Source organism: Pseudomonas sp. S35, assembly GCF_009866765.1.
Taxonomy (GTDB): domain Bacteria; phylum Pseudomonadota; class Gammaproteobacteria; order Pseudomonadales; family Pseudomonadaceae; genus Aquipseudomonas.
The window spans coordinates 246,985-265,939 of record NZ_CP019431.1; the positions used below are offsets into that span (position 1 = coordinate 246,985).

Below are 18,955 nucleotides of genomic sequence, written 5' to 3' on the forward strand. Positions count from 1 at the left end.
TTGCTTCTATGGTTTACGCCATACGCTGGCCAACCAGGGCTGCTGCTCCCGAGGCAAGCCGGCCGGTCGGTAGTAGTGCTCCAACTCCACAAACCCTGCCGTCGTCAGCAAACCTTGCCACGCCGCCAGGTCGTGATACGAGCCGTAGCGCGGCCCATTCCAGCCTTCCTGGTTGTCACCCCGTGGATTGGAGCTGAACAGCACACCGCCGGGCTTCAACGCGCCATGCAACTGCTTGAGCACACGCGGCAGTTCCTGCTTGGGGATATGAAACAGCACCGCATTGGCAAAGATCCCGTCGAAGCGTTCGGCGGGCAGGTCGAGCTTGAGGAAGTCTTGCTGCAACACCTCGCAGCCGCTGTCTTCACGCGCCATTTGCGCGAAGCGCTCCGAGCCGTCCAGCCCGACGGCGATGTGGCCCATGCGGGTTAAGGTCTGCAAATCCCGCCCCGGCCCGCAGCCGAAGTCCAGCACGGTAAACGGCGGCGTACCTTGGATATGCCGCAGCAATGCGTCGATGTTCTGGCTCACATCGTGGTCGCGGGTGCCTTCACGGAAATCCTCGGCCACCTTGTTGTAGTGGCCGAGGGTGGTGGAGGTGATCTGGTCGAGGTCGTCGGGCTGCAGAGGCATGGGGCTGAATACCGGGCACTGAGATCGCCCGACTATACCTCACCTCTTGTTCAGCACCCGCGCCAGGCGATCGCCGCCCAGTTGAATCACCGCCACCAGCACCACCAGCAGCACAATCACCGTGAGCATGATCTGCGTATCAAAGCGCTGATAGCCGTAGCGGTAGGCAATGTCGCCCAAGCCGCCGGCACCAATCGCGCCGGCCATCGCCGACGAGTTGATCATGGTCACCAACGTAATCGTAAAACCGCCGACAATCCCCGGCAGCGCTTCGGGCAGCAGCACATGCCAGATGATGTGCCAGCGGCGGCAGCCCATAGCCTGTGCGGCTTCGATCAAGCCGTGGTCGACCTCGCGCAGGCTCACTTCGGCGATGCGTGCGAAGAACGGCGTGGCCGCGATGGTCAGCGGTACAACCGCCGCCCACACGCCGTAGGTGGTGCCCACGATCAACCGGGTGAACGGGATCAAGGCCACCATCAAAATCAAAAACGGAATCGAGCGGAACAGATTGACGAAGGCCCCCAGCACCCGGTTCAACGCCGGTGCCTGGTAGATGCCGCCCTTGTCACTGGTCACCAGAAACACCGCCAGCGGAATCCCCACCAGCAACGCGATCAGCGACGACACGCCGACCATCAGCAAGGTGTCGATGGCGCCCTGCAATAAACGATCAAACCACATAGCCCAGCACCTCCACGTGTTGTGCCCAATTCGCGGCGCGGTTGCGCAGTTCTTCGGCGCTGTGGGGCGAGCCATTCACCGCCAGCAGCAATTGCCCCAAGGCGTGGCCCTGGATGCGTTCCACGCCGCCTTGCAACAAGCGCACGCGCCCGCCGAGGGCGCTGAACAGTGCGGCCAGGTCGGGTTCATCGCTGGCGCCGCCAGTGAGCTGCAAGCGCAGCACCACAGCGGCATCCGCTGATGAGGGCGTGCTGTGCAGACGGCTTTGCAGTTCTTCCGGCAGCCCGTGTTGCAGCGGCGCCAGCAAGGTTTTGCTGACCTCATGCCGAGGGTTGCCAAACACTTCCCACACCGGGCCTTGTTCGACAATGCGCCCGTGCTCCAGCACCACCACGCGGTCGCAGATGTCGCGGATCACCGCCATCTCATGGGTGATCAGCACGATGGTCAGGCCCAGGCGCTGGTTGATCTCGCGCAGCAGGCCGAGGATCGATTGAGTGGTCTCCGGATCCAGCGCCGAGGTGGCTTCGTCGCATAGCAAAATCTGCGGGTCGTGCACCAGCGAGCGGGCGATGCCCACGCGCTGTTTCTGCCCACCGGACAGCTGCGCCGGGTAAGCCTTGTGCTTGTCCTGCAAGCCCACCAGCTCCAGTAACTCACGCACCTTTTGCTCGCGCTGGAGCTTGGGCACGCCGGCCACCTTGAGCGGTAACTCGACGTTCTGCCACACGGTCTTGGCCGACATCAGGTTGAAGTGCTGGAAGATCATGCCGATGCGCCGACGCAGCGCCACCAGGTGGTCTTCGTCGAAATCGCCGATGTCTACCTGATCGATCAGCACGCGCCCGCTGCTCGGTTGCTCCAGGCGGTTGATGGTGCGGATCAACGAGGATTTACCGGCGCCGCTGCGGCCGATGATGCCGAATACTTCACCGCGCTGGATCGCCAGGTCGATGCCTTGCAGGGCATGCACCGTGCCGTCGTAGGTCTTGCCCAGGTTGATAAAGCGCACGTGGGCGCGGTTCAGGTCCGGGTGCAACTCGGTCTGCTCGGCGTCCCTGGGCGCTGTGCCCAGGTCGCGCAGTTGGGTGTTGGCGGCGGTCATTTTTTAGCTTCCCAGCCGACTTGGTAGAGCTTGCCCAGGGATTTGTCCAAGGCGGCGCGCACCACCGGCGAGTGCTGGTAGATATCGACGAACTTGATCACACGCGGGTCGGTTTTACGCTTGGGTTGGATCACGAACTGGATCACGTATTCCGGGTGGTCGAGGCCGTCGAACAGCAGCGCCGACTCCGCATCGAAGGTCTTGGACAGACGGATATACGCCGGGTAGCCCTGCACCAGGTCGGCATCGTCATAGGCGCGCACCAACTGCACGGCCTCGACTTGCAGGATTTTGATTTTCTTCGGGTTGGCGACGATGTCTTCTTCGGTGGCCTTGTAGCCCACGCCTGGCTTGAGGGTGATCAGCCCGGCCTTGGCCAGCAGTTGCAGGCCGCGCCCGCTGTTGATCGGGTCGTTGGCGATGGCCACGCTGGCGCCTTCGGGCAGTTCGTTGAAGCTTTTGTACTTTTTCGAATACAGCCCGACGTTGTTGATGATGCCCGGCGCGTACGGCACCAGGTCAAACCCGGCGGCGGCCTTGGCGTTTTCCAGGAACGGGATGTGCTGGAAGTAGTTCACGTCGATATCGCCGGCCGCCAGGCTGACGTTGGGCGCGATCCAATCGGTGAATTCCACCAACTCGACGTTGAGGCCCTGCTTGCCGGCTTCGGCGACGGCCGCTTCCAGGGGAATCGCGAAGGCGGCGGTGGTGCCGACTTTGAGCGGCGCATCGGCGGCGAACACCGCCGAGCTGAACAAACCAAGGGCCAGGGCCAGTGCTTTGACTGGGTAGGAGAGCAGTATTTTTTTCATGGTTAATTTCCAGTCATAAGGTATTTGTACAAACAGTGGAGATCCACCGCCCCTCCCACATTTTTCAATCAGTGGCGGTAGGTGGAACCGGTGTGTTGTTCGGGTAGACGGGCGCTGCCTTGGAAGACTTTTTCTCTTAACGTTCCTTGCTCATACGCGGTCTTGTACGACCCGCGCTTCTGCAGTTGCGGCACCACCAGGTCAATGAAATCCACATAGCTTTCCGGCGTCACAATCCGCGTCAGGTTGAAGCCATCCAACCCGGTCTCACTGATCCACGACTCCAGCTCATCCGCCACCTGTTCGGGCGAGCCGACCAAGGTGATATAGCGCCCACCGAGGGCGTGCTGCTCCAGCAATTTGCGCCGGGTCCAGTCGTTGTTCTGCAGGTTCTTGGTGGCCGACTGGATCGCGTTGCTCTTCACGTACTGGATCGGTTCGTCCAGTTCGTATTCGGCAAAATCAATCGCGGTGGAGGCCGAGAAATGCGCAACGCCGGCCTCTGCGCTGGCGTAGCTCAGGTACTCGGCGTGCTTGGCCCAGGCCAGCTCTTCGGTAGCGCCAACGATCACGTTGAGGCCCATGAACACCTTGATGTCATCCGGATTGCGTCCGGCCTCGACTGCGCTGGCGCGCACCTTGTCCACCTGGACTTTGGTCGACGCCTTGTTCTGCCCGCTGATAAACACGCACTCGGCATGGCGCCCGGCGAACAGCAGGCCACGGTCCGAGCTGCCAGCCTGGAACAGCACCGGCGTGCGCTGCGGCGATGGTTCGCACAGGTGATACCCCTGCACCTGATAGAACTCGCCGTGGTGCTCGACCTTGTGCACCTTGCCCGGCTGCGCGTAGACCCGCTGCGCTGGGTCGTTGATCACCGCGTCGTCTTCCCAGCTGCCTTCCCAGAGTTTGTAGAGCACCTCCAGGTACTCATCGGCCTGGTCGTAGCGGCGGTCATGCTCGACCTGCTCGGTAAGGCCCATCGCCTTGGCGGCGCTGTCGAGGTAGCCAGTGACGATGTTCCAGCCCACCCGGCCACGGCTCAGGTGATCGAGCGTGGACATGCGCCGGGCGAACAGGTACGGCGCCTCATACGTGAGGTTGGCGGTAAGGCCGAAGCCCAGGTTTTTGGTGACCGCAGCCATCGCCGAGACCAGCAGCAACGGGTCGTTGACCGGCAGTTGGATCGACTCCTTGAGCGGTACGTCGATGGAGTGTTGGTAGACGTCGTACACGCCGACGATGTCGGCAATGAACAAACCGTCGAACAGCCCGCGCTCCAGGGTTTGCGCCAACTCAGTCCAATACTCGATGGTCTTGTACTGGGTGGACGTATCCCGTGGGTGGGTCCACAGGCCGTGGTTGATGTGCCCGATGCAGTTCATGTTGAAGGCATTGAGCAGGATTTTTTTCTTCGTCATCAGATGGTCCCCCGCAGTGGCGGGTTTTCATCGTTGAGGTAGTAATTGCCCACGGCGTGGTACTTCCAGCGCACCGGGTCGTGCAGGGTGTGCACGCGGGCGTTGCGCCAGTGGCGGTCGAGGCCGTGCTCGGCCAGGGTCGCCTGGCTGCCGGCGAGTTCGAACAGCGTGCTGCCGGCGGCCAGGGAAATTTCGGTGCTCAAGGCGCGGGCTTCGGCGACGGCAATCGAGGCGGCTGCAACGCTTTGGGCATTGCTGTCGGCTTGTGCGCGGTCGAGGTATTCGCCTGCGCGTTCCAGCAACGCCTCGGCGGCGTGCAGACGGATGCTCAAGTGGCCGAAGCTCTTGAGAGTCAACGGGTCTTCAGTCGCTTTGTCGTTGCCGGCGTCGATCCACGGGCGGGTCTTGGTGCGTACAAAGTGCAGCGCATCTTCAAACGCGGCGCGGGCGATACCGGTGTCGATCGCGGCGTGAAGGATCTGCGCCAGCGGGCCGACCGTCGTCGGGCGTTCAAAGGCGCTCTGGAACGCAATCACATCCTGGGCGGCGACCCACACGTTGTCGAACACCACCGAGCCGCTGCCGGTGGTGCGCTGGCCAAAGCCGCTCCAGTCGTCGATTACGCTCAGGCCTTCGCTATCGCGCGGTACAAACGCCAGTTGCTGCACGCCGTGTTCGTCCACCACCGAGGTGGGGATGCGTTGCGCGTAGATCGCACCGGTGGAGTAGAACTTGCGGCCGCTGATGCGAAAACCATCGCCGTCGCGGGTGATGCGTGTGACGCGGTCATGGGCGGTCTTGGTGCCCAGTTCCGCCAGGGCATTGCCCAAGCGCTGGCCGGCCAGCACTTCGGCGTACAGGCGTTGTTGCTGCGCCGGGCTGCCGTTCACGCGCAGCACTTCAAGGGCGTAGAAGTGGTTCTGCGGGATCTGGCCCAGGGAGGCGTCGGCCTGGGCGATCAGGGCGATGACCTTGGCCAGGGTGACGTTGGACACGCCGGCGCCGCCGTACTCCTTGGGCACGCTGATGCCCCACAGGCCGGAGCGCGAGAACACGTCCAGCTCAGGCAAGGGCAGGCGGCGTTCGCGGTCGCGCAGGATGCTGTCACGGCGAAAGTCTTCGGCCAGGTCGCTGGCGACAATAAGGGCTTGTTCATCGCTGGTGATAACCGCGACGTGGTGAGAAAGAGTCATGTGTATTTCTCCAGAGGTCTGGTCGGTTAAATCCAGGAATGGCGAGCCGGCAAGGTGCCGTTTAGGCGATAGGCGCCGACGGCGTGATACTTCCAGCGCACCGGGTCGTGCAGGGTGTGCACGCGGGCGTTGCGCCAATGCCGGTCGAGGTTGAACTCGGCGAGGGTGGCGCGGCTGCCGGCCAGTTCGAAGAGTTTTTCGCTGACCAGCAACGACACTTCGGTGGTCAGCACTTTGGCCTCGGCCACGGCGATTGAGGCGCGGGCGGCGGACTGTGCGGTAATCGGTGCAGCGCTGACCTGGTCCAGCACCTGGCCGGCCTTGCGCAGCAGGGCTTCGGCGGCGTGCAGTTCGATCTTCAGCTTGCCGATATCGGCGATCACGTACAGGTCATCGCTGGCGCGTTCGACCTTGGCGTCGATCCACGGGCGCGAACGCTCGCGAACGAACGCGATGGTGTCATCGAGGGCGCCACGGGCGATGCCGGCGTCGATGGCCGCCTGGATCAATTGCGACACCGCGCCCTGGATGTTCGGGCTGTCGCCGATGCGCCAGTTGTCGACCACCAGGTCGGCATCCACCGGCACTTGGTCCAGCAACACTGTGCCGCTGGCGGTGGTGCGTTGGCCGAAGCCGGACCAGTCATCGACGATGCGCAGCCCTTCGGTGCCACGGCGTACGAATGCCATGACTTGCTTGCCGTCATCGTTCAACGCCTTGACCGCCACCCAATGGGCAAACAGCGCGCCGGTGGAGTAGAACTTCTGGCCGCTGATCACGTAACCGTCGCCCACGGCGGTGATGCGCGCCTTGAGCTCCAGGGTGTTCTTGGTGCCGCGTTCCGGGCCGCCGTTGCCGATGCGCCAGCCGTCGAGCACGCTTTGGAACAGCTGCTTTTTCTGGCGCTCGGTGGCCGCACCCTGCAACAGGTGCAGGATGCCGAAATGGTTCTGTGGGATCTGCCCGAGGGCCGGGTCTGCCGCACTGATGATTGCGAACACGTCGGCCAGGGTGGTGAATGACACCTGTGGGCCGCCGTACTCGCGGGGGATGGAAATACTGCCCAGCCCGCTGCGGGTGAACTGTTCGAGTTGCGCCCATGGCAGCTTGCGTTGCTGATCACGTGTGGCAGCTTGCAGGCGCGCGGCCTGGGCCAGCGCGTGGGCTGCGTCAAGCGCCTCGGCGTCGTTGCGCAGCACGGCGGCCGGCAACAGCAGCGGTGCTACGTCCAGATCGCGCTGGGGGGGTGTTAGAGCCAAGTTAGACATCAGCGCCGCTCCTTGGCTGCACGTAATGCCCTGGCGTTGTGCACCGGGGTAATCCTGACCATACCGACCTCGCATTCAATGAAATGAAAACAGAAAAATCAAAGATGTCCGGTGGTCCGGTGCATATACCCTAAGCTTGTTAAATATTTAAATAAACTAACTTTTGGGAATATGCATAGAAGGGCCTTCACCCAGGTTCACAGGGGGAGCCGAAGGGGCGTGGTTGATAGATCTGCGCGGTCGCGGCCGGGCGGCTCGGCGCGCAGGCGGCAATGCGTAATGTGCGGGCCGGCGCCCAGCGCGAGTTGTTGCCGACGCGATCCAGAATGCAGTACGTCACCTCCAGGCGACTGTCATCACCGGCTTCGACAATCACCGACGAGGGTATCCAGACCTGCACCGCCAGGCCCACGGCTTTCGCCCGGATCGGGGGCAGGTCCAGGCGCACATCGCCCCAGCGCAGGGTGATGGCGTCGCCGGCGGTCATGTTCAGGTAGGGCTCGATGGTCAGTGGAATACCGCGTCGGACCTGGTTTGAGTTGACGCCGTAGCGGCGGATGGTATCGGGCAAGCCGACGGGGGCCAGGTTCTGGTTTTCGTCGCTGTACAGCGCCGTTGGCTCACCGCCCGGGCAGCGGGTCTTGACCCGTACCGTGGTCACGGGCGAGCGCGCCGGGCTATGGCCGATCTGCATGATCTGGTAGTGAACCCGTGCCAGGCCGTCCTGTACAAAGCTTTCCGGGACCCGCAAAGGGGTGGGGGTACCGACCTTGCACGCCGTCACCCTGCGTGAGGCGGCAAAGCAGTTGTTCCAGAACAGCTCGATCAGGTCGCCTTCATCCATGCCGGGGTAAGGTGCGATGTCCACCAGCAGCTGTGCGGCCGCCAGTGCGTTGATGCCATGCCGATTAGCCTGGGGCAGGCTTGGGGCGGTGAGCATTGCCTCGGTTGCAGTACGCGTCATATGTCATCTCCTTGATGCAGCCAGCAGCCATCGTTCCAGCCCTTTGGCGCGGGTGCGCAAGGGGGCTGAAAGGAACGATTCAGTGAATAGCCGGGATAGGATCCAATCCTCTGGGCCTTAGATAAGAGGGTTGGCCTGGGGGCGTCAATGGCGGCAAAGGGCTAAACAGCGGGTTCGCGGATATTCAGATGGGTCTGACTGGGCGGGGGATTTTAAGGGGGGATTGCGGGGCTGTTTTACCCGGTGCGGGCGAGGACTTGCTGTAGGAACACTGAGTGTGGCGAGGGCGCTTGCTCCCGTTGAAGAGCTAAGCGCTGCGCAAAATGCTGGGGCTGCTGCGCAGCCCAACGGGGCAAGCGCCCTCGCCACAATCAAGCGGTGTTAGTGGGCCAGAAACTTGCTCAGGAACTGCTTGGTTCGTTCTTCCCGCGGGTTGGCAAACAACGCCTTGGCTTCGCCCTGTTCGACGATCACGCCCTTGTCGAAAAAGATCACTCGGTTGGCCACGTCTCGGGCAAAGCTCATTTCGTGGGTGACGATGACCATGGTGCGATTCTCCTCAGCCAGGCTGCGGATGGTCGCCAGCACTTCGCCGACCAGCTCCGGGTCGAGGGCGGAGGTGGGTTCGTCGAACAGAATCACCTCCGGCTCCATAGCCAACGCACGGGCAATCGCCACGCGCTGTTGCTGGCCACCGGACAGGCGCCGTGGGTAGGCGTCTTCCTTGCCCGCCAGGCCGACCCTGGCCAGCAGTTGGCGCCCCAAGGCAATAGCGTCTTCGCGCGGCATCTTCTTGACCACGGTGGGGCCTTCGATGACGTTTTCCAGCGCCGTGCGATGGGGGAACAGGTTGAAGTTCTGGAACACAAAGCCCACGTGTTGGCGCAGGCGTCGCACCAGGCCTTGTTGCTGGTTGAGCGGTTTGCTGCCGTCGATCTGGATGTCACCCACCTTGATGCGGCCGCTGGTGGGTTCTTCGAGGAAATTCAGGCAGCGCAGGAAGGTGGTCTTGCCGGAACCGCTGGGGCCGATGATGGCGACGACTTCGCCTTCCTTGACCTCAAGGTCGATGCCGTTGAGCACCACTTGACCCTTGAATTGTTTGGTCAGTTTTTCAACCACGATCATGCTTCAAGACTCCAGGTCATGCCGGTTGACCCGGTCTTCCAGACGATTTTGAAAATGCGCCAGGATGCTCGCCAGCACCCAGTAGATCAGGGCGGCGGACAGATACATGGTGAAAATTTCGAAGGTGCGCGCCGACACCAGTTGCGCCTGGCGAAACAACTCCGGCACCTGGATGGTGGCAGCCAGCGCCGTGTCCTTGACCAGCGAAATAAAGCTGTTGCCCAGCGGCGGCAGCGCGGTGCGCATCGCTTGCGGCAGGATGGCCCGGCGCAGGGTCTGCGCACGGGTCATGCCGATACTGGCAGCGGCTTCCCACTGGCCACGCTCGATAGACGCGATGGCGGCCCGCAGGATTTCACAGGCGTAGGCCGCCATGTTCAGCGAAAAGCCGATCATGGCGGCCGGGATCGGATCCAGCTCGATGCCCACTTGCGGCAAGCCGTAGTAGATCAAGAACAGCTGTACCAGCAAGGGCGTGCCGCGAAAGAACGACACGTAGACGCGGGCGGTCCAGCTCAACAGCTTGAAGCGCGACAGGCGCATCAAGGCCAGGCCGAAGCCCAGCAGCAAGCCGAAAAACATCCCGCCAAGGCTAAGAATCACCGTGTAGTACGCGCCCTTGAGCAGAAAGGGCGCGGAGTCCAGCGCGAGTTGGAAACTTGCTTCCATTATTGAGTGACGTCAGCGTTGAAGTACTTCTCGGACAGCTTCTTCAGGGTGCCATCGGCGCGCAGCTTGTCGAGGGCCTTGTTCACCGCTTCCAGCAGTTCAGGCTCGCCTTTGCGCAGGGCAATACCGGCTTCCTGACGGGAGAAGGCATCGCCGGCAGCAGCGGTGTCCGGGGCTTTCTTGGCGTATTCCAGTGCGGCCAGGCGATCGATCAGGATGGCGTCGATACGGCCGACTTTCAGGTCCTGGAACTTGGTTGGGTCATCGTTATAGGTCTTGATGATGGCTTTGGGTTGGTTGTCCTTGAGCCATTGCTCGTAGTTGGTGCCCAGGCCTACGCCGACTTTTTTGCCGGCCAGGTCGTTAGCGGCCTTGATGCTGTCGACGTTCTTTTTCAGCACCAGCGCCTGGATACCGGAGACGGTGTACGGCGTGGAGAAATCGTACTTCTTCTTGCGCTCCTCAGAGATGGTCACTTGGTTGACCACAGCGTCCAGGCGCTTGGATTCCAGGGCCGCGAGGATGCCGTCCCAGGGCGTGGCTTGCAGCTTGACCTTGACGCCCAGCTCCTTGGCCAGGGCTTCGGACAGCTCGACCTCGAAACCGCTGAGCTTGCCGCTCTCGTCGACGAAGCTGAACGGCGGGTAGGTGCCTTCCAAACCGATTTTGATCTCGCCGGCTTTTTTGATGTTACCCAGTTGCTCGCCGGCAACGGCCTGGCCCAGCAGGCTGGCACCGAGCGCCAGACCCAAAGTGCCGACCAGCAATGTGCGACGAAATGCAGAAATAGTCATGAAGAGCCCCTGTGTTTTTATGTTGAGCGAAGCAGGTGACGCGGTAGTCGTATCCTGCCTTAAAGCACGAAGCGCGTCTTCGCCTTCGGCGCGATGATAAAGCTAGGTTTTAAGACTTGAAAATAATATAAATCTTAATTCATATTCCATTTTGGAATATTGGTTGAGTCCAATGTGGGAGGGGCGGTGCGACGATTCGACTTGCCCCCTCCCGCATATAGCCCGCGTTTATTCAGTTGAAAACCGACTCATAGGCAAACAACGCCGGCGCCCCGCCGGTGTGCAGGAAGATAATCGGGCCGTCTTCAAAGCGCTGACGCCCGATGCCATCCAGCAACCCGGCCATGGCCTTGCCAGTGTAGACCGGGTCGAGCAGCAGGCCTTCCTGGCTGGCCAATAGCTTGACCGCCGAAAGCGTGCCGGCGTTCGGTTCGCCATAACGGGGGCCGAAGTATTCGTCCCACAAGATCACCTTGAACGCTTCGGGGATATCCACACCGAGCAACTCGGCGGTGCGTTCGGCCAGGCCCTGTACTTTCGGGAACTGCGTTTCTTCAGGGCGCGAAACGGTGATGCCGATCACGGGCAATTGCGGCAACACTTCACTCAATGCCAATGCGAGCCCGCTGTGGGTGCCTGCGCTGCCGGAGGCCAACACCACGGCCGCGAACTCAACCCCGCTGTCTTCGATCTGCGCGGCCAGCTCCAAGCCGGCGCGTACATAACCCAGGGCGCCGAGGGCGTTGGAGCCGCCGATGGGCACCAGGTAGGGCTTCTTGCCGTTGCTGCGCAAGCGGTCGGCGAGGGCATTGAGCTGGTCGTCGACGTTGTCGAGGTTTTCCACCAACTCCACCTTGGCGTCGAACAACTCCAGCAGCAGGCGGTTGCCGTTGCCCAGGTAGTTGGGGTCTTCAGTGCCGGTGGGGTTTTCCAGCAGGGCGACGCAACCCAGGCCGAGCTTGGCCGCGAGGGCGGCGGTCTGGCGCACATGGTTGGACTGGATGGCGCCCGCCGTCACCAGGGTGTCGGCGCCCTGGGCGATGGCATCGGCCGCCAGGTATTCGAGTTTGCGCAGCTTGTTGCCGCCCATCGCCAGTGGCGTGGTGTCGTCGCGCTTGACGTAGATGTCCCTGCCCAGCCAGGCCGACAGCCGCTCGAGTTTTTCCAGGGCAGTGGCCGCGCCCAGCAGTTCCAGACGGTTAAAACGGTCGAGCTGTTGCTTGATCATGGCTACGCACGGTGGCTAAGGGATGAGGCGACTATAGGCAGGCACTTTTCATCGGGCAACCGTCAATCGCTTATGCCGGATGGTTCTGAGCATCACACCATTGGTTCTTAAGGGCGGCCAGGGTGCATACCGTAAAGTGATGGCCATTACATCAGGAGTGAATACCGTGAGTGAGCGTTCCAGCCATTGGCAATTACAGACCATCGTCAGCCAGTTGCGCGGCGCCCGCGACCAGTGGCGCACGCGCAACGGCCGCTTGAGCGGCGAGCATGGCGGCCGCGAGTTGCCGTCCCGGGAGGCGGTTGCGCAGATCCTCGAAGCGTTGTGTGGCGCGCTGTTCCCGATGCGCCTGGGGCCGGCGGATCTGCGTGAAGAAAGTGAAGATTTCTACGTCGGCCATACCCTCGATGTCGCGCTGAATGCCTTGCTCGCCCAGGCGCGCCTGGAACTGCGTTATGCCGCGCGTCAGGGTGGCCAGGATGACAGCCAGATCGACGCCCATGCCATCCGCCTGATCCAGGATTTCGCCCTGGCCCTGCCGTCGTTGCGCAGCCTGCTCGACACCGACGTGCTGGCGGCCTACCACGGCGACCCAGCCGCACGCAGCGTGGATGAAGTGCTGTTGTGCTACCCGGGGATCCTGGCGGTGATTCACCATCGCCTGGCCCACCACCTGTACCGCGCCGGCCTGCCGTTGCTGGCGCGGATCGTCGCGGAAATCGCCCACTCGGCCACTGGCATCGACATCCACCCCGGTGCACAGATCGGCCCGAGTTTCTTTATCGACCACGGGACGGGTGTGGTGATCGGCGAAACCGCGATCATCGGCGAACGGGTGCGCATCTACCAGGCCGTGACATTGGGCGCCAAGCGCTTCCCGGCGGATGAGGATGGGCAGTTGCAGAAGGGCCATCCACGTCACCCGATCGTCGAGGACGATGTGGTGATCTATGCCGGGGCGACGATCCTGGGGCGGATCACCATCGGCAAAGGCTCGACCATTGGCGGCAATGTGTGGCTGACTCGCAGCGTGCCCGCTGAGGCGAACATCACCCAGGCGAATTTGCAGCATGAGGATGGGGCGCAGAAATAGCGCCGGTCTTGAAAATCACACCAAACCCTGTGGGAAGGGGCATTCCACACCGAGGCCGTGTTTCAGTCAGCAGTCGCTGAACGATTTCCTTTGTTCACCCGTCATACCACTCAGCCCTGCGATTAGTCCAAAACCACCTATTCATGTTTAACTTGAACGTTCGTTCAAGTTAAACCCGGTGGTTCGCTGCCCGCTCACAACAGGAGGCTTACCTTTGCTGAGTCCGTTATCTACAGCCACATCCTTCAACCTCGGGGTGCATCGTTCATGAGTGCATCGTCCACCCCAGCCAGCGGCCAAGTGCGCATGAATGCGCCGGTTTTCTACTTCGCCGCGACCTTCATCCTGCTGTTCGGCATCACTGTTATCGCTATCCCGCAACAGGCCGGTGCCTGGTTGCTGGCGGCGCAAAACTGGGCGGCCAATACGGTCGGCTGGTACTACATGCTGGCGATGACCCTGTATCTGGTCTTCGTGGTGGTCACCGCGCTATCGGGCTACGGCAAGATAAAACTCGGTGCCGACCACGACGAGCCCGAATTCAGTTACCTGTCCTGGGCCGGCATGCTGTTCGCCGCCGGGATCAGCATCACGCTGTTTTTCTTCTGCGTGTCTGAACCACTGACGCACCTGGTGCAGCCGCCGCAAGGCGCGCCGATGAACGCCGATGCTGCGCGCCAGGCCATGCAGATCCTGTTTCTGCACTGGGGCCTGCACGGCTGGGGCGTGTTCGCGTTTGTCGGCATGGCGCTGGCATATTTCGCCTATCGGCATAACCTGCCGCTGGCGTTGCGCTCGGCGCTGTACCCGCTGATCGGCAAACGCATCAACGGGCCTATCGGCTATGCGGTGGATGGCTTTGGCATCATCGCCACGGTGTTTGGCCTGGGCGCCGACATGGGCTTCGGCGTGCTGCACCTCAACTCCGGCCTCGACTACTTGTTCGGCATCGCTCACACCCAGTGGATTCAGGTGGGTTTGATCACCCTGATGATGGGCGCGGCGATTCTGGTCGCGGTGGCCGGCGTGGACAAGGGTGTGCGGGTGATGTCCGACATCAACATGCTGCTGGCCTGTGCGCTGCTGCTGTTTGTGTTGTTTGCCGGCCCCACCCAGCACTTGCTCAACACCTTGATCCAGAACATCGGCGACTACCTGGGCGCCTTGCCGACCAAGAGTTTCGATGTGTACGCCTACGATAAACCCAGCGACTGGCTGGGCGGTTGGACGGTGTTCTACTGGGCCTGGTGGATCGCATGGTCGCCGTTCGTGGGCCTGTTTATCGCGCGTATTTCCCGTGGCCGTACCATCCGCGAATTCGTGTTCGGCGTGCTGCTGATCCCCCTGGGCTTCACCCTGGCGTGGATGTCGATCTTTGGTAACAGCGCCATCGACCAGGTGCTCAATCACGGCATGACAGCCCTCGGCCAGTCGGCCATCGATGACCCGTCGATGAGCCTCTACCTGCTGCTGGAAACCTATCCGTGGAGTAAAACCGTGATCGCGGTGACGGTGTTTATCAGCTTCGTGTTCTTCGTCACCTCGGCGGACTCGGGCACGGTGGTGCTGTCGACCTTGTCGTCCAAAGGCGGCAACGCCGATGAAGACGGGCCGAAATGGCTGCGGGTGTTCTGGGGTGCGATGACGGCGCTGGTCACCAGCGCATTGCTGTTTGCCGGTAGCATCGACTCGCTGAAATCCGCGGTGGTGCTGACTTCGTTGCCGTTCTCGCTGATCCTGCTGCTGATGATGTGGGGGCTGCACAAGGCGTTCTATCTTGAGTCGCAAAAGCAGATCGCACAGTTGCATTCGTTGGCGCCGATCTCGGCTTCGCGCAAAGGCAAGGGCGGCTGGCGCCAGCGCTTGAGCCAGGCGGTGCATTTCCCATCGCGTGATGAGGTGTACCGCTTCCTTGAATCGACGGTGCGCCCGGCGATTGAAGAAGTGACGGCGGTGTTTGTCGAGAAGGGCCTTTCGGTGGTGACTCAACCGGACCCGTCCAACGATAGCGTCAGCCTGGAAATCGGCCATGGCGAGGAACATCCGTTCATCTACCAGGTGCAGATGCGCGGCTACTTCACACCGTCGTTCGCCCGTGGCGGCATGGGCTCCAAAGAGATCAACAACCGCCGCTACTATCGGGCGGAAGTGCACTTGAGTGAAGGCAGCCAGGACTACGACCTGGTGGGCTACACCAAGGAGCAGATCATCAACGACATCCTCGACCAGTACGAGCGACATTTGCAGTTCCTGCACCTGGTGCGTTGAGGCGATCTTGTCGTTCCATTCGGGCAGCCATTTGCTGTAAAACGAAAGGGCAGACTTAAGCGATTCAGCTGGTTAAAAGGCCTGGGAATAACCTTATTCCCAGGCCTTATTTGCCCTAAGCCCAGAGAGGATTCGATGACGTACATTGCTGCCGAAAACCGCTATGAATCTATCCCGTATCGCCGCGTAGGCCGCAGTGGGTTGGTGCTGCCCGCACTGTCCCTGGGGCTGTGGCACAACTTTGGCGACAGCACCCCGATCGACACCCAGCGCACCCTGTTGCGCACCGCGTTCGACCTAGGGATAAACCACTTCGACCTGGCCAATAACTACGGCCCGCCCTACGGCAGCGCCGAGATCAATTTCGGCCGTTTGCTGCGCGAAGACTTCAAGCAGTACCGCGACGAATTGATCATCTCCAGCAAGGCCGGTTGGGACATGTGGCCCGGCCCATACGGCCAGGGCGGCGGTTCGCGCAAATACGTGCTGGCCAGCCTCGATCAGAGCCTGCAACGCCTGGGCGTCGACTATGTGGATATTTTCTACTCCCACCGTTTTGACGCCGACACCCCGCTGGAAGAAACCGCCAGCGCCCTGGCCACCGCCGTGCAACAAGGCAAGGCGTTGTATATCGGCATCTCGTCGTATTCCGGGGTAAAAACCCGTGAAATCGCGGCGCTGCTCAAAGAGTGGAAAGTACCGCTGCTGATCCACCAGCCGGCCTACAACCTGCTCAACCGCTGGGTGGAAAAAGACCTGCTGGATACCACCGAAGAACTCGGTGCCGGGGTGATCGCCTTCACGCCGCTGGCCCAAGGCTTGCTGACCGACAAATACCTCAACGGCGTGCCGGCCGATGCGCGGGTCAATCGCCCTGGCGGTGGTTCGTTGCAGGCCAAGCACTTGTCCGAAGCCAACATCGCTCACGTGCGTGCGCTGAACGAAATCGCCCAGCGTCGTGGCCAGAGCCTGGCGCAACTGGCGCTGGCCTGGACCTTACGCGACCCACGGGTAACCAGCGCGCTGATTGGTGCCAGCCGGCCGGAGCAGATTATCGAGAACGTCGGGGCGTTGAAGAACTTGAGCTTCAGTGCCGAAGAGCTGGCAGAGATCGATCGGTTTGCGCAGGAAGGTGGGATTAACTTGTGGGAAAAGCCATCGACGGCTGAATAACTCGGTCAGTGTGGGAGGGGGCAAGCCCCCTCCCACATTTGATTTTCAGTGTGGCGACTAGAACGGTACATCCCCAAGAATCGTCGCCCGATGCATCACCCGCCGCTGCGGCCGGTAATCATCGACCGCGTAGTGCTGGGTCACGCGGTTGTCCCAGAACGCGACGTCGTTCTCCTGCCAGCGCCAGCGGATGGTGAATTCGGGGCGCGTCGCGTGGGCGAACAGCAGCTTCAGAATCGCTTCACTCTCGGCCGGTTCCAGTTCGTTTATTTTGGTGGTGAAACCATCACTCACAAACAGCGACTTACGCCCACTCACGGGATGTGTGCGCACCACCGGGTGGGACAACGGCGGGTTCTTCCTGCGGGTTTCTTCCCAGCGCAACAGGTCTTCAGCGGTGTTGCCGAAGCGCTCCAGCGGAAAAGACTTGGTGAAATCGTGGGTGGCGGTGAGCCCGTTGAGCAGCACTTTCAACGGCTCGGACAGCGCCTCGTACGCCGCAATCCCGCTGGCCCACAACGTGTCGCCACCAAACGCCGGCAGCAGCTTGGCGCTGAGCACTGCGCCGAGCGCCGGGGTGGGCAGGAAGGTTACGTCGGTGTGCCATACGGCGTTGTCGCGCACGTCGGTGACGGCGGTGTCGAGGATCAGCACTTCGGGCTGTTCCGGCACGTTGGGGTAGATCGGGTGAATGTGCAGGTCGCCAAAGTTCGCCGCGAAGCGCGCCTGTTGCTGTGGGGTGATGGCTTGGTCGCGAAAGAACAACACTGAGTGAGTCAGCAACGCCTGTTCGATGGCGTCGCGCTGTTCGGGGTTCAACGGTTGCGTGATATCGACGCCGCTGATCTGGGCGCCCAGGGCGGTGCTTAGTGGGGTAACGGTCAGGCTGCTCATTTAATTCTCATCACTCAGTGTGCCTGGCCATGCCAAGGCACTAATTTACGCTGCAGGGCGCGCAGGCCCATTTCCATAGCGAAGGCGATCAGGGCGATGACCAGAATCCCCAGCACCACCACATCGGTGACCAGAAACTGCGCGGCCGACTGCACCATAAAGCCCAGGCCGCTGGTGGCCGCGATCAGTTCGGCGGCCACCAATGTCGACCAGCCCACACCCAGGCCGATGCGCACGCCGGTGAGGATGTCGGGCAGGGCGCTTGGCAGGATCACGTGGCGAATCAGTTGCGCACGGCTGGCACCCAAGGACTGCGCTGCACGCAGCTTGGCCGGGTCGACGGTGCGCACGCCGGTCGCGGTGGCGATGGCAATCGGTGCAAAGATCGCCAGGTAAATCAGCAGCACCTTGGACAGCTCGCCGATGCCGCACCAGATCACGATCAACGGCAGATAGGCCAACGGCGGAATCGGCCGGTAGAACTCGATCAGTGGGTCGAGAACGCCACGGGCAATGCGATTGGAACCGATGGCGATGCCCACCGGCACGGCGGTCAGTACCGCACAGCCCAAGCCCAGCCCAATACGGCTGAGGCTTGCGCCCAGGTGCTGCCACAAGGTCGAGTCCATGTAGCCCGTGGTTGCCAGCAGCCAGCCCTTTTGCAGCACGGCGGACGGCGGCGGCAGGAATAGCGGTTCGATCAAGCCGGTGGCGGTGACGGCCCACCAGATGGCCAGTAACGCGATGAGCGTCAACAGGCTGATCCAGCGCGTACTCAGGCTGCGGCGCACCGGGATCAGCACCGGCTTGACGGCGGTGGCGGGGAGTTCGTAACTGCTCATGCGGACACCTGCCGTTGCGAGAACACTTTGCCCAGCACGTGTTCACGGGTTTCGATAAAGCGTGGATCGGACTTGATTGCCCGCGCCGATTCGCCAGCGGCGTAGCGTTGGCCGAAATCCAGCTGCAGACGCTCGACGATCTGTCCGGGGTTGGGCGCCAGCAGGATCAAGTCGGTGGCGAGAAATACCGCCTCTTCGATGTCATGGGTAATCAGGAACACCGGCTTGGCTGTGCGCCGCCACACTTGCAGCAGCAGCTCCTGCATCTGTTCGCGGGTGAAGGCATCGAGGGCGCCGAAGGGCTCGTCCATCAGCAATACGCGAGGGTCGGCGGCCAAGGCGCGGGCCAGGCCGACGCGCTGTTTCTGGCCGCCCGACAGCTGCCAGATACGGCGGCTGTCGAAACCCGCCAGGTCCACCAGCGCGAGCATTTCCCGGGCCCGCACCTCGCGTTGCGCCTTGGGTACGCCGGCCAGTTCGAGGCCGAACCCGACATTGGCCAACACGTCCTGCCAGGGCAGTAACGCGTCGTCCTGGAACACCACGCCGCGCTCGGCGCTCGGGCCTTTGACCGGCACACCATCAAGGGTAATGCGCCCGGCAGAGGGTTCGACAAAACCGGCAATCAGGTTCAACAGCGAGGTCTTGCCACTGCCGGAAGGGCCGAGGGCCACCAGCAATTGCTGGGGCCCGAGGTCGAGTGAAATATCCGCCAGTACCGGTTCCGGGGCGCCTGGGTACTGTGCGCTGATGCGCTCCAGTTGTAGCAAGGCCATCGCGATGAAC

Annotated in this window: 18 protein-coding genes; 3 read left to right on the forward strand and 15 right to left on the reverse strand. The window is 62.0% G+C overall.

What is annotated here, in order from left to right:
• Positions 1-6: 6 nt before the first annotated feature.
• From PspS35_RS01100 to PspS35_RS01155, 12 genes are all read right to left on the reverse strand, one after another.
• Positions 7-633 (reverse strand): class I SAM-dependent methyltransferase, encoded by a 627-nt coding sequence (locus PspS35_RS01100; protein WP_159932410.1) that lies wholly within the window; start codon positions 631-633, stop codon positions 7-9.
• A gap of 39 nt (positions 634-672) precedes the next feature.
• Entirely contained in the window at positions 673-1,317 is a 645-nt protein-coding gene (locus PspS35_RS01105) for a methionine ABC transporter permease (protein WP_056858169.1), read from the reverse strand.
• Positions 1,307-2,422, reverse strand: coding sequence for an ATP-binding cassette domain-containing protein (locus tag PspS35_RS01110; protein WP_159932411.1), 1,116 nt, complete (start codon positions 2,420-2,422; stop codon positions 1,307-1,309). The genes PspS35_RS01105 and PspS35_RS01110 overlap by 11 nt, the downstream gene beginning before the upstream one ends.
• The gene (locus PspS35_RS01115) at positions 2,419-3,234 is read right to left on the reverse strand and encodes a MetQ/NlpA family ABC transporter substrate-binding protein (protein WP_159932412.1); all 816 of its coding nucleotides are present in this window, start codon (positions 3,232-3,234) and stop codon (positions 2,419-2,421) included. Before PspS35_RS01115 ends, PspS35_RS01110 begins: the two co-directional genes overlap by 4 nt.
• 68 nt (positions 3,235-3,302) lie before the next feature.
• Entirely contained in the window at positions 3,303-4,655 is a 1,353-nt protein-coding gene (locus PspS35_RS01120) for an LLM class flavin-dependent oxidoreductase (RefSeq protein WP_159932413.1), read from the reverse strand.
• Positions 4,655-5,848, reverse strand: a complete 1,194-nt coding sequence (locus PspS35_RS01125; protein WP_159932414.1) for an SfnB family sulfur acquisition oxidoreductase — start codon at positions 5,846-5,848, stop codon at positions 4,655-4,657. The genes PspS35_RS01120 and PspS35_RS01125 overlap by 1 nt, the downstream gene beginning before the upstream one ends.
• Positions 5,849-5,874: 26 nt before the next feature.
• Positions 5,875-7,116, reverse strand: a complete 1,242-nt coding sequence (locus PspS35_RS01130; RefSeq protein WP_159932415.1) for an SfnB family sulfur acquisition oxidoreductase — start codon at positions 7,114-7,116, stop codon at positions 5,875-5,877.
• A 187-nt stretch (positions 7,117-7,303) separates the two neighbouring features.
• The gene (locus PspS35_RS01135; RefSeq protein ID WP_159932416.1) at positions 7,304-8,080 is read right to left on the reverse strand and encodes a hypothetical protein; all 777 of its coding nucleotides are present in this window, start codon (positions 8,078-8,080) and stop codon (positions 7,304-7,306) included.
• A gap of 381 nt (positions 8,081-8,461) precedes the next feature.
• Entirely contained in the window at positions 8,462-9,208 is a 747-nt protein-coding gene (tcyN, locus tag PspS35_RS01140; RefSeq protein ID WP_159932417.1) for an L-cystine ABC transporter ATP-binding protein TcyN, read from the reverse strand.
• A 3-nt stretch (positions 9,209-9,211) separates the two neighbouring features.
• Positions 9,212-9,877 (reverse strand): cystine ABC transporter permease, encoded by a 666-nt coding sequence (tcyL, locus tag PspS35_RS01145; protein ID WP_159932418.1) that lies wholly within the window; start codon positions 9,875-9,877, stop codon positions 9,212-9,214.
• A complete protein-coding gene (gene tcyJ / locus PspS35_RS01150; protein ID WP_159932419.1) occupies positions 9,877-10,671 on the reverse strand; it encodes a cystine ABC transporter substrate-binding protein in 795 nt (264 codons plus the stop codon). Before tcyJ ends, tcyL begins: the two co-directional genes overlap by 1 nt.
• A gap of 232 nt (positions 10,672-10,903) precedes the next feature.
• Positions 10,904-11,899 (reverse strand): D-cysteine desulfhydrase, encoded by a 996-nt coding sequence (locus PspS35_RS01155; protein ID WP_159932420.1) that lies wholly within the window; start codon positions 11,897-11,899, stop codon positions 10,904-10,906.
• A 166-nt stretch (positions 11,900-12,065) separates the two neighbouring features.
• On the opposite strand from PspS35_RS01155, the gene epsC reads away from it, so the two are divergent.
• The 3 genes from epsC (at position 12,066) to mgrA (ending at position 16,433) form a co-directional block, all read left to right on the forward strand.
• On the forward strand, positions 12,066-12,992 hold the full coding sequence (gene epsC, locus PspS35_RS01160; protein WP_159932421.1) for a serine O-acetyltransferase EpsC: 927 nt from the start codon (positions 12,066-12,068) through the stop codon (positions 12,990-12,992).
• 306 nt (positions 12,993-13,298) lie between these two features.
• A complete protein-coding gene (betT, locus tag PspS35_RS01165) occupies positions 13,299-15,260 on the forward strand; it encodes a choline transporter BetT (protein WP_163033287.1) in 1,962 nt (653 codons plus the stop codon).
• A 135-nt stretch (positions 15,261-15,395) separates the two neighbouring features.
• Complete coding sequence (gene mgrA, locus PspS35_RS01170) at positions 15,396-16,433, forward strand: L-glyceraldehyde 3-phosphate reductase (protein WP_159932422.1); 1,038 nt, start codon at positions 15,396-15,398, stop codon at positions 16,431-16,433.
• Between the two features lie 57 nt (positions 16,434-16,490).
• On the opposite strand, the gene tauD is transcribed toward mgrA, so the two are convergent.
• From tauD to tauB, 3 genes are read right to left on the reverse strand one after another with little or no spacing between them, the layout of a single operon-like run.
• The gene (tauD, locus tag PspS35_RS01175) at positions 16,491-17,327 is read right to left on the reverse strand and encodes a taurine dioxygenase (RefSeq protein ID WP_159932423.1); all 837 of its coding nucleotides are present in this window, start codon (positions 17,325-17,327) and stop codon (positions 16,491-16,493) included.
• A gap of 14 nt (positions 17,328-17,341) precedes the next feature.
• A complete protein-coding gene (gene tauC, locus PspS35_RS01180) occupies positions 17,342-18,169 on the reverse strand; it encodes a taurine ABC transporter permease TauC (protein WP_159932424.1) in 828 nt (275 codons plus the stop codon).
• Complete coding sequence (gene tauB, locus PspS35_RS01185) at positions 18,166-18,945, reverse strand: taurine ABC transporter ATP-binding subunit (RefSeq protein ID WP_159932425.1); 780 nt, start codon at positions 18,943-18,945, stop codon at positions 18,166-18,168. The genes tauC and tauB overlap by 4 nt, the downstream gene beginning before the upstream one ends.
• Positions 18,946-18,955 lie beyond the last annotated feature (10 nt).

Excerpts from the sequence above, each read along its gene's own strand:
- PspS35_RS01130 (WP_159932415.1), bottom strand. The coding sequence starts at position 7,116 with ATGTCTAACTTGGCTCTAACACCCCCCCAGCGCGATCTGGACGTAGCA.
- mgrA (WP_159932422.1), top strand. The coding sequence starts at position 15,396 with ATGACGTACATTGCTGCCGAAAACCGCTATGAATCTATCCCGTATCGC.
- PspS35_RS01125 (WP_159932414.1), bottom strand. The coding sequence starts at position 5,848 with ATGACTCTTTCTCACCACGTCGCGGTTATCACCAGCGATGAACAAGCC.
- tauB (WP_159932425.1), bottom strand. The coding sequence starts at position 18,945 with ATGGCCTTGCTACAACTGGAGCGCATCAGCGCACAGTACCCAGGCGCC.
- PspS35_RS01110 (WP_159932411.1), bottom strand. The coding sequence starts at position 2,422 with ATGACCGCCGCCAACACCCAACTGCGCGACCTGGGCACAGCGCCCAGG.
- tcyJ (WP_159932419.1), bottom strand. The coding sequence starts at position 10,671 with ATGACTATTTCTGCATTTCGTCGCACATTGCTGGTCGGCACTTTGGGT.
- PspS35_RS01105 (WP_056858169.1), bottom strand. The coding sequence starts at position 1,317 with ATGTGGTTTGATCGTTTATTGCAGGGCGCCATCGACACCTTGCTGATG.
- PspS35_RS01135 (WP_159932416.1), bottom strand. The coding sequence starts at position 8,080 with ATGACGCGTACTGCAACCGAGGCAATGCTCACCGCCCCAAGCCTGCCC.
- tcyN (WP_159932417.1), bottom strand. The coding sequence starts at position 9,208 with ATGATCGTGGTTGAAAAACTGACCAAACAATTCAAGGGTCAAGTGGTG.
- betT (WP_163033287.1), top strand. The coding sequence starts at position 13,299 with ATGAATGCGCCGGTTTTCTACTTCGCCGCGACCTTCATCCTGCTGTTC.
- PspS35_RS01120 (WP_159932413.1), bottom strand. The coding sequence starts at position 4,655 with ATGACGAAGAAAAAAATCCTGCTCAATGCCTTCAACATGAACTGCATC.
- PspS35_RS01100 (WP_159932410.1), bottom strand. The coding sequence starts at position 633 with ATGCCTCTGCAGCCCGACGACCTCGACCAGATCACCTCCACCACCCTC.
- PspS35_RS01155 (WP_159932420.1), bottom strand. The coding sequence starts at position 11,899 with ATGATCAAGCAACAGCTCGACCGTTTTAACCGTCTGGAACTGCTGGGC.
- PspS35_RS01115 (WP_159932412.1), bottom strand. The coding sequence starts at position 3,234 with ATGAAAAAAATACTGCTCTCCTACCCAGTCAAAGCACTGGCCCTGGCC.
- tcyL (WP_159932418.1), bottom strand. The coding sequence starts at position 9,877 with ATGGAAGCAAGTTTCCAACTCGCGCTGGACTCCGCGCCCTTTCTGCTC.
- tauD (WP_159932423.1), bottom strand. The coding sequence starts at position 17,327 with ATGAGCAGCCTGACCGTTACCCCACTAAGCACCGCCCTGGGCGCCCAG.
- tauC (WP_159932424.1), bottom strand. The coding sequence starts at position 18,169 with ATGAGCAGTTACGAACTCCCCGCCACCGCCGTCAAGCCGGTGCTGATC.